This window comes from Streptomyces griseus (assembly GCF_900460065.1).
GTDB lineage: Bacteria > Actinomycetota > Actinomycetes > Streptomycetales > Streptomycetaceae > Streptomyces > Streptomyces griseus.
Genome location: NZ_UAVD01000050.1, coordinates 1 through 8318, shown reverse-complemented (window position 1 = coordinate 8318; position 8318 = coordinate 1). Strand labels below are relative to the sequence as shown.

The window sequence follows — 8318 nt, the reverse complement described above, 5'->3', positions numbered from 1 at the left end:
TGCTCGTCACCACCCGGGCCCCGCTGCCCGTCCTGGGGGCCCGGGTGGTGCCGATCGGGCCGCTGCCGCTGCTGCCGCCGTTCGGGGAACCGGGCGCGGCCCCGGCGGCCGTGCGGCTCATGGCCTCGCACGTCGGCTACGCCCGTCCGGCGCTCCAGCAGACCGCCGCCGTCACCGAGGCGGTGACCGGGCTCTGCGGGCGGCTGGACGGGATTCCCCTCGCCCTCCATCTGGCGGCGGGCTGGCTGCCCATGTACTCACCCGACCAGCTGTACTCCGCGGCCCTGGAGAACCCGCTGCACCTGGTGGAACCCGTGTTCGACGGCGAGTTCGGCGGTCACCCCGACCTGGCGGCGCTGATCCGCGGCGCCGTCACGGCGCTGCGGCCCGCGCAGTCGAGGGTCCTCGCCGCCCTGGCCCTGATGGACGGCCCCTGCCCGACCGAGGAGGTGCGGCGGCGGCTCGGCGGACCTCCCCAGGAGAACCTGCGCGCCGTGCACGGACTGCTGTTGCGCGGCCTGATCCGCGAGGAACGCGTCCCCGGCGGCACGACCGTCTCCGTGCTCAACCTGGTCCGTCACACGCTCCACGCGGACCGGGAACGCACCGCCCTGCCCCTCGCCGCCCGCTTCTGACCCCGCACCCTCCCGCCGGCCACCGGCGGGAGGGGGAGGCAGGACCGCGGCCCGGGACTCAGCGCCCGTCGGCGGGGGCGACGCCGATCGGGCAGGAGACGCCCGTCCCGCCGATGCCGCAGTAGCCGCCGGGGTTCTTGTCCAGGTACTGCTGGTGGTACGCCTCCGCCGGCCAGAACGGGCGGCCCTCGGCCGGGAGGATCTCCGTGGTGATCTCCTGGTGGCCCGAGGCCGTCAGGACCTTCTGGTACGCCGCACGGGAGGCGTCGGCCGCTGCCGCCTGGGCGGGGGAGTGGGTGTAGATCGCGGAGCGGTACTGGGTGCCCACGTCGTTGCCCTGGCGGAAGCCCTGGGTCGGGTTGTGGGACTCCCAGAACAGCTTCAGCAGCTCCTCGTACGAGACGACCGCCGGGTCGAAGACGACGCGTACCGCCTCCGTGTGCCCGGTCAGGCCCGAGCAGGCCTCCTCGTACGAGGGGTTCTCCGTGTAGCCGCCCTGGTAGCCGACGAGCGTCGTCCAGACGCCCTCGGTCTGCCAGAACTTCCGCTCCGCGCCCCAGAAACAGCCCAGCGCGAAGTCCGCCACCTCCAGGCCGTCCGGATACGGGCCCACCAGCGGGTTGCCGAGGACCGTGTGGCGGGAGGGGACGGTGAATTCGGGGACGGGGCGGCCGCGCAGGGCCTGCTCCGGGGTGGGGAGCACGGGGGTGCGGTGGTTCAGGAACATGCGGGGCTCCTCCGGGGGTCGGTGTTCGGTACGTACAACACGCGAGCCTTCGCCGGGATTCCGGGCGGTGGCCGCCGGGCCCGGGGCCGGCGGTTCTCACCCGGCGGCACCGGCATCCCCGGTGACGTCCGCCAGCGCCCGGGCGAAACCGCGGATCCGGGCCGTCTCGTGGTTCCGGTGCCACACCAGCGCCAGGGAGGACTCGGGGAGGCCGGTCACCGGGACGAAGGCCACCGCGTGGCTGCCGTAGTAGTCGGCCGTCGGGTCGCACAGCAGCATCGCCCCCCGGCCGGCCCGTACCAGGGCCAGCCCCTCCTGGAGGCTGCTCACCGCGGGACCGGCCGGAATCGCCCGGCCGCCGGGCGTGACGGCCGGGGCCTGGACCAGCCGCCAGTACTCCGGGGCCGCCCCGGCGATGCCGATGAGCGGGCCGCTCGCCAGCTCCTCGGCGTCGACGGCGGGCCGGCGCGCGTACGGGTGCCGGGCGGACACCGCGAGGGTCAGCGGCCGGGCGGAGAAGACCGGGCCGAGCACCAGCGCGTCGTCCAGGACCGGCATCAGCACCACCGCCGCGTCCACCTCCCCGCGGTGCACCGCGCCGAACGGGTCGGAGAGCGGGATCTCCACGATCTCGGCGGCACAGTCCGGATGCCCGTCCCGGAAGGCCGTCACCGCCCGCAGGAACAGGTCGTTCGCCGTGCCCTGGAAGCCGACCCGGAGAACGCCCCCCAGACCCCGCGCCGTGTCCCGCACCGCGTCGATCGTCGCGACGATCGCGTCGAAGGCCGGCCGCAGCCCGACGTGCAGCTGTTCGCCGAGCGGGGTGAGCCGGACCCGGCGGCTCGTGCGGTCGACCAGCCGGCCGCCGATTCTGCTCTCCAGCGCCCGCAGCAGCTGGCTGATCCGGCTCTGCGAGAGGTAGAGGCGCTCTCCGGCCCGGCCGAAGTGCAGCTCCTCGGCCAGGGCGAGGAACGCCTCCAGCTCCCGGATCTCAGGGTTGCTCATGTGCCCCCGCCTCCCTGGCCCCGCTCGGATCGATGAGTCCAGCTCATAGAAGGATGAGAGTCCGGCCGTTGTTCCCGGCCCCGGCCCCCGATTGGCTGGGGACATGACGCAGCTTCAGGAATCCTCAGGGGCCCGGGCCGCCCGCCCGGAGCCCGCCCGCCACGGCTGGCCGGGCGTGGCCGCCCTCACGCTCGGCACGTTCACGGTGGTCACGTCCGAGATGCTGCCCGTCGGGCTGCTCACGCCGATGGGCCGCTCGCTCGGCGTGCCGGAGGGCGTGGCCGGTCTGACGCTGACCATCACCGGCCTCGTCGCGGCGCTCTCGGCCCCGGCCCTCGTCCCGCTGCTGGGCCGGGCCGACCGGCGGACGGCCCTGTGCGCGCTGGTCGCGGTCCTGGTCGCCGGCAACCTCGGCGCGGCCTGGGCGCCCGGCTTCGGGACCATGGTCGCCGCCCGCGTCCTGGTCGGCATCGGCATGGGCGGCGTCTGGGCCGTCGCGGCCGGGCTCGCGGTGCGCCTCGTCCCGGCGAAGTCCGCCGGCGCCGCCACCACCCTGGTCTTCGGCGGCATCGGCCTCGCGTCCGTCCTGGGCGTCCCCGCCGGAACGTACCTCGGCGCCGTCGCGGGCTGGCGCGCCGCGTTCCTGGCCGCCGCCGGGCTCGGCCTGGTGGTGCTGGTCGCGGCGGCTCTCCTGCTGCCCCGGCTGCCCGCCGAGCGCGCCGTTCCGCTCGGCGGCGTACTGCGGCTGACCCGCGACCCCCGGCTGCGCACCGGTCTCCTCGTCGCCGGCTTCCTCGTCACCGGGCACTTCGCCGCGTACACCTACGTCAGGCCGGTCCTGGAGGACGTCACCGGCGTCGGTGCGGGCGCCATCGGAGCGCTGCTCCTGGTGTACGGAATCGCCGGCGTCGCCGGGAACTTCCTCGCCGGGGCCGGGGCCGCCCGGTCACCGCGCACGACGCTGCTGGTGATCGGCACGGTCCTGGCGCTCACCGTGGCCGCCCTGCCGTGGCTCGGCGGCTCCCCGGCCCTCGCGGCCGTACTGATGGCGGCCTGGGGCCTTGGCTACGGCGGTGTCTCGGTGGCCACCCAGACCTGGGTGCTGCTCGCCGTCCCCGACGCCCGCGAGGCCGCCTCCTCGTTGTTCGTCGCGGTGTTCAACGGCGCCATCGCGCTCGGGGCGCTGGCCGGCGGGCTCGTCGCGGACGGCATCGGCGTCACGGCGGTCATGGCGACGGGCGCCGCGCTCGTCGCCGGTGCGCTGGTGACCACCGCGGCCGGCCGGGCCCCCGCACCGGCCGGGCCGTGATCCTCCGCGGACGCGGTCAGTGCGGCAGCGTCGCCGGGCTGCCGCCGTTCGCCTCGTAACCGGCGACGGCCAGCGCCCGGTAGACGGTGTACTGCGCGGCCGGGTCCGCGTCCGCCGTCCACGGCAGCGCGCCCACGTGGCCGTCGATCCGGACCAGCTGGTGCATCGCCTCCGACCAGCGCTCCATGTGGACCAGGAACAGCACCAGGAGGTGGCGGACGTGGGCGAGCATCGGATCGTCCTGCCGGGCCGCGTGCACCGCGTACATCGCGCCCTCGACGGCCTTGGTGACCACCTGCCCCCGGTAGAAGCCCTGGACGAGATTGACCTCCGGCAGGTGCTCGTACACCGCGAACAGCGGCAGTGCGGCGAGCAGCGAGCCCTGAGGGGCGCGGGCGGCCGCGGCCGTGGCGAAGGCCTCGGCGTCCTTGCGCGAGCCGTGCCACCGCTCGGAGTGGAAGTGCAGCGCGGCGATGTGCGCGCCCATGTGCGCCGGAGCCCGGTCGATGATCTTCGCCCACAGCTGGTCGAACTGCTCGGGGGTGTAGCCGAGCCCCCGGGCCACCGCCAGCTCCACGATGTAGGGCACGGGGTCGCCCGGCGCGAGCAGGGCCGCCTCGCCGCAGACCGTACGGGCCTCCTCCAGGATGATCCGGAAGTCGTCGCTGCCCGCCGCCGAGGACCGCCACGCCTGCTGCACCAGGAACTCCGCGTGCACCGCCGCGCCGCCCGCGTCCTTCGGGGACTCGGCGCGCCAGTTCCGCAGCCACGCGCCGCCCTTGCCCGGCTGCCGCGCCAGCTCCAGCGAGGCCGCCCCCGCGAAGGCCTGGACCCGCTGCCAGCGCACCTCGCCCTCCTTCGGCGTCCCGGCGAGCAGCTGCGAGGCGGCCCGCCACTCCTGGGTGCCCTGGACGACGTCGAGCACGTCCAGGAGGTCCTGGTCGGGGCCGGGCATCCGGACGTCCAGCTCCTCCTGGCGGGCGAAGCCGTACGTGTCCGGGTCGGCGGCGTCCGGCGAACCGGGGGCGACCTGGCGGATACCGCCCCGGCGGCGCATGACCCAGGGGCCGATGATCGCCGCGAACATGCACATCGCGAGCAGGAACAACAGAATCTCCATGCCCCCATTGTCACCGGAGCGGCGAGTGGCCGGTAAGGGCGCTCTCCACGAACTACGCTCGGGCCTCATGAGCGACCAGCACAGCTTCGAAACCCTCGCCATCCACGCGGGGAACACCGCCGACCCCCTCACCGGCGCGGTGGTTCCGCCGATCTACCAGGTCTCCACGTACAAGCAGGACGGCGTGGGCGGACTGCGCGGCGGCTACGAGTACAGCCGCAGCGCCAACCCGACCCGCACCGCCCTGGAGGAGAACCTCGCGGCCCTCGAAGGCGGCCGCCGCGGTCTCGCCTTCGCCTCCGGTCTCGCCGCCGAGGACTGCCTCCTGCGGACGCTGCTGACCCCCGGCGACCACGTGGTCATCCCGAACGACGCATACGGCGGCACGTTCCGGCTGTTCGCGAAGGTCGCCTCGCGGTGGGGCGTGGAGTTCTCCGTGGCCGACACCTCGGACGTGGCCGCCGTACGGGCCGCGATCACCCCGCGCACCAAGGCGGTCTGGGTGGAGACCCCGTCCAACCCGCTGCTCGGCATCACCGACATCGCCGCCGTCGCCCAGGTCGCGCACGACGCCGGGGCCCGCCTCGTCGTCGACAACACCTTCGCCTCGCCCTACCTCCAGCAGCCCCTCGCGCTCGGCGCCGACGTCGTCGTGCACTCCACCACCAAGTACATGGGCGGCCACTCCGACGTCGTCGGGGGCGCGCTCGTCGTCAGCGACCCGGAACTCGCCGAGGAACTGGCGTACCACCAGAACGCCATGGGCGCGGTCGCCGGACCCTTCGACGCCTGGCTCGTGCTGCGCGGCATCAAGACCCTCGCCGTCCGCATGGACCGGCACACCGAGAACGCCACCAAGGTCGCCGACCTGCTGACCCGGCACCCCAAGGTCTCCCAGGTCCTCTACCCGGGCCTGCCCGAGCACCCCGGCCACGAGGTCGCCGCCAAGCAGATGAAGGCCTTCGGCGGCATGGTGTCGTTCCGCGTCGCGGGCGGCGAGGAGGCGGCGGTCGAGGTCTGCAACCGGGCGAAGCTGTTCACGCTCGGCGAGTCCCTCGGCGGGGTCGAGTCCCTCCTGGAGCACCCGGGCCGGATGACGCACGCCTCCGCCGCCGGCTCCCCGCTGGAGGTCCCGGCCGACCTGGTCCGGCTCTCCGTCGGCATCGAGAACGGCGACGACCTGCTCGCCGACCTCGCCCAGGCGCTCGGCTGACCCGCGGAAAACCCTGAGGGCGCCCTCGAACACGGAGTGGGCGCCCCCGGACGCCGAGGGGCGCCCACCGCGACCGGCGGGCGCCCCTCGGGCGTCAGACGCCCACCTTCTCGTCCTCCAGCATGCCCCTGATCTGCTCCCGCAGCGCGGGACTGTCCTCGTGTCCGTGGACCGACGCGGCGTGCTCGCTCGCGGCCCGGACGACCTCGTCCTCCTCACCGGAGATGGCGAGGGTGCAGTTCGTCTCGCTCGGATAGTTGCGGCAGTCCGCCACCTTCCTGGTCATCACGGCCTCCTCGGCTCGCTCGACCTCTCCAGCGTAGGCACGTCGCCCCCCGGACCCCAACGGCTCACCACCCCTGCAACGGGGGAGTGACCTGCGCGGGCTCGCTCTCCCACGGCTGCTCGACCCCCGCCCAGACGAGCAGCGCCGACAGGGCCAGGGCCAGCAGCAGGCCCGCCGTCCGCCGCACCGCCCGGCGCCGCCGCAGCCGGCGCCCGCCACGCAGCACCGCCCACGCGGCCAGGTCCGGGGGCAGGGCCGGATGCGGGCCGTCCAGCATCCGCCGCACCTGCTCCTCGCGCGGGTCCCGGCGGCCGGCGCTCACGGCGCGGCCCCGGGGCCCCGGGCCGCCCGCTGCCCGGCCCGACCGTGCGAGGAGGCCCGCCCGGGACCGGCGTCCCGTCGCGGCGCGCGCAGCGCCGCGACCGCCCGGGCGCACACCGCGCGGACCCGGTCGCCCGGCAGCCCGAGCAGCGCCGCCGTCTGCTCCTCGCCGACCTCCTCGTACACCCGCAGGACGAGGACGAGCCGTTCGACCGGGGTCAGCCGGTCCAGTGGACCGCCGCGCGGCCGCTGGTGGCGCCGGCCCTCCCGGGCGAACCGGAGCGCCAGCTCCCGGCGGGCCAGGTCGTAGGGGTCACCGCCGTGCGGCCCGTCCCAGTCGGCGTACGTACGGGCGAGCGCCGCGTGCAGCAGCCGCTCGGCCCGGGCGTACGCGCCCGGCGGGTGCGAGGGTTCACCGGTGAGCAGCGTCGCCGTGTGCAGCAGCCGGCCGCCCGCGCCCGCCACGAAGGCCTCGAACTCCAGGGCGCGGAGCCGGTCCCGGTGGGTCGCCCGCTCTGCCATGGACCACATACGAGCCCCGGCGCACCGCCCCGGTCAAGAGGGTCGGCACGAGCGGATCGCGCGGCCCCTCACGCCGGGTCCGGGTCCGGGCCCAGGTGCAGGGCGAGCAGGGCGATGTCGTCCTCCTTGTCCTCGCCGAACGAGCGCAGGAGGAAATCGCAGAGCGCCTCCAGTTCCCGGGGGCCGGCCGCCGCCGCGTCGAGGAACTCGGCCAGGCTGTCGTCCAGGTCCCGGTTGCGCACCTCGACCAGCCCGTCGGTGATCAGCACGAGCCGGGAGCCGGGTTCGGCGGGGTGGACGTGGGCCGGGGGGTGGGAGAGCCGCAGACCCAGCAGCGGGCCGTGCTCCGGGAGGTAGGCGGCGCTCCCGTCGGGGCGCAGCAGCAGCGGGGGGATGTGGCCGGCATTGGCGATGTGGAGCCGGCCGCCGCCCGGCTCCACCAGCACCAGGCAGAGCGTCACGGTGAGCCCGGGCCTGGTGTGGGCGAGCAGGGCGTCGAGCCGCTCCAGCACGTGGTGCGGCGGGTGGTCCTCCAGGGCGTAGGCGCGCAGCGCGTGCCGGATCTCCCCCATGACCGTCGCCGCGACCAGCGAGTGCCCGGCGACGTCGCCGATGGCCAGCAGCAGCCCGGCCGGGGTCTGGAGCGCCTCGTAGAAGTCGCCGCCGATCTCGGCGTGGTCGGAGGCCGGGAGGTAGCGCACGGCGAGGGCGGTGCCGGGGGCGTCGGGGAGCCGGTCCGGGAGGAAGGTGCGCTGGAGGGCGAGCGCCAGGGCGTGCTCCTCGTTGTAGGTGCGCAGGGCCTCCAGGGCCAGGGCGCTGGCGTTCACCAGTTGCTGGAGCAGTTCGCGCTCGTCGGTGGTGCGGGCCGCGGCGGCCGGGACGGCGACGCAGACGGGCGGCCGGTTGCGTTTGGTGCGGGCCACCACGAGGACGACGTCACCCTCGATCGGGTCGAGCGGCAGCAGCGCCTTCCACCGGTCCGCGGGCAGCACCACGACTTCGGCGCCGGTGCCGCTCCCCAGGGCCGAGGACGCCAGCTGGTCGAGCAGTTCGGGGCGCGCGGGCCGGGAGACCGGCGGGGCGTCCGGGCCCGCCGCGTGGCTGTGCACGGGCAGGCCCTGCGGGCTGAGGAGGACCGCGGTGGCCGGGCCGGACATCAGGGAGGCCGCGCCTCCGGTCG

At 75.4% G+C, this 8318-nt stretch carries 9 protein-coding genes and 1 pseudogene; 3 read left to right on the top strand and 7 right to left on the bottom strand.

Features of this window, described 5'->3' with window-relative positions:
- A pseudogene (locus DTB53_RS32050) lies at positions 1–635 on the top strand (helix-turn-helix domain-containing protein); the annotation flags it as partial.
- A 58-nt stretch (positions 636–693) separates the two neighbouring features.
- Here the strand turns inward: DTB53_RS32050 and msrA are convergent.
- Together msrA and DTB53_RS32040 are read right to left on the bottom strand one after the other, a co-directional pair.
- The gene (msrA, locus tag DTB53_RS32045; protein WP_003966714.1) at positions 694–1362 is read right to left on the bottom strand and encodes a peptide-methionine (S)-S-oxide reductase MsrA; all 669 of its coding nucleotides are present in this window, start codon (positions 1360–1362) and stop codon (positions 694–696) included.
- 96 nt (positions 1363–1458) lie between these two features.
- Complete coding sequence (locus DTB53_RS32040; RefSeq protein WP_003966713.1) at positions 1459–2367, bottom strand: LysR family transcriptional regulator; 909 nt, start codon at positions 2365–2367, stop codon at positions 1459–1461.
- A gap of 103 nt (positions 2368–2470) precedes the next feature.
- On the opposite strand from DTB53_RS32040, the gene DTB53_RS32035 reads away from it, so the two are divergent.
- Complete coding sequence (locus DTB53_RS32035) at positions 2471–3676, top strand: MFS transporter (RefSeq protein WP_003966712.1); 1206 nt, start codon at positions 2471–2473, stop codon at positions 3674–3676.
- Between the two features lie 16 nt (positions 3677–3692).
- On the opposite strand, the gene DTB53_RS32030 is transcribed toward DTB53_RS32035, so the two are convergent.
- Entirely contained in the window at positions 3693–4796 is a 1104-nt protein-coding gene (locus DTB53_RS32030) for a hypothetical protein (protein ID WP_003966711.1), read from the bottom strand.
- Between the two features lie 67 nt (positions 4797–4863).
- Here DTB53_RS32030 and DTB53_RS32025 point away from each other — a divergent pair, with 67 nt between their 5' ends.
- Entirely contained in the window at positions 4864–6009 is a 1146-nt protein-coding gene (locus DTB53_RS32025; RefSeq protein ID WP_012379306.1) for a cystathionine gamma-synthase, read from the top strand.
- Between the two features lie 94 nt (positions 6010–6103).
- Here DTB53_RS32025 and DTB53_RS32020 read toward each other — a convergent pair whose 3' ends face one another.
- The 4 genes from DTB53_RS32020 to DTB53_RS32005 all read right to left on the bottom strand — a co-directional run.
- Complete coding sequence (locus DTB53_RS32020) at positions 6104–6295, bottom strand: DUF1059 domain-containing protein (RefSeq protein ID WP_012379305.1); 192 nt, start codon at positions 6293–6295, stop codon at positions 6104–6106.
- Positions 6296–6359: 64 nt separating this feature from the next.
- A complete protein-coding gene (locus DTB53_RS32015) occupies positions 6360–6617 on the bottom strand; it encodes a hypothetical protein (RefSeq protein WP_003966708.1) in 258 nt (85 codons plus the stop codon).
- Positions 6614–7138, bottom strand: coding sequence for a sigma factor-like helix-turn-helix DNA-binding protein (locus tag DTB53_RS32010; protein ID WP_042498344.1), 525 nt, complete (start codon positions 7136–7138; stop codon positions 6614–6616). The genes DTB53_RS32015 and DTB53_RS32010 overlap by 4 nt, the downstream gene beginning before the upstream one ends.
- Positions 7139–7206: 68 nt before the next feature.
- On the bottom strand, positions 7207–8318 hold a 1112-nt coding region (locus DTB53_RS32005; RefSeq protein ID WP_146777738.1), incomplete at its 5' end, for a PP2C family protein-serine/threonine phosphatase.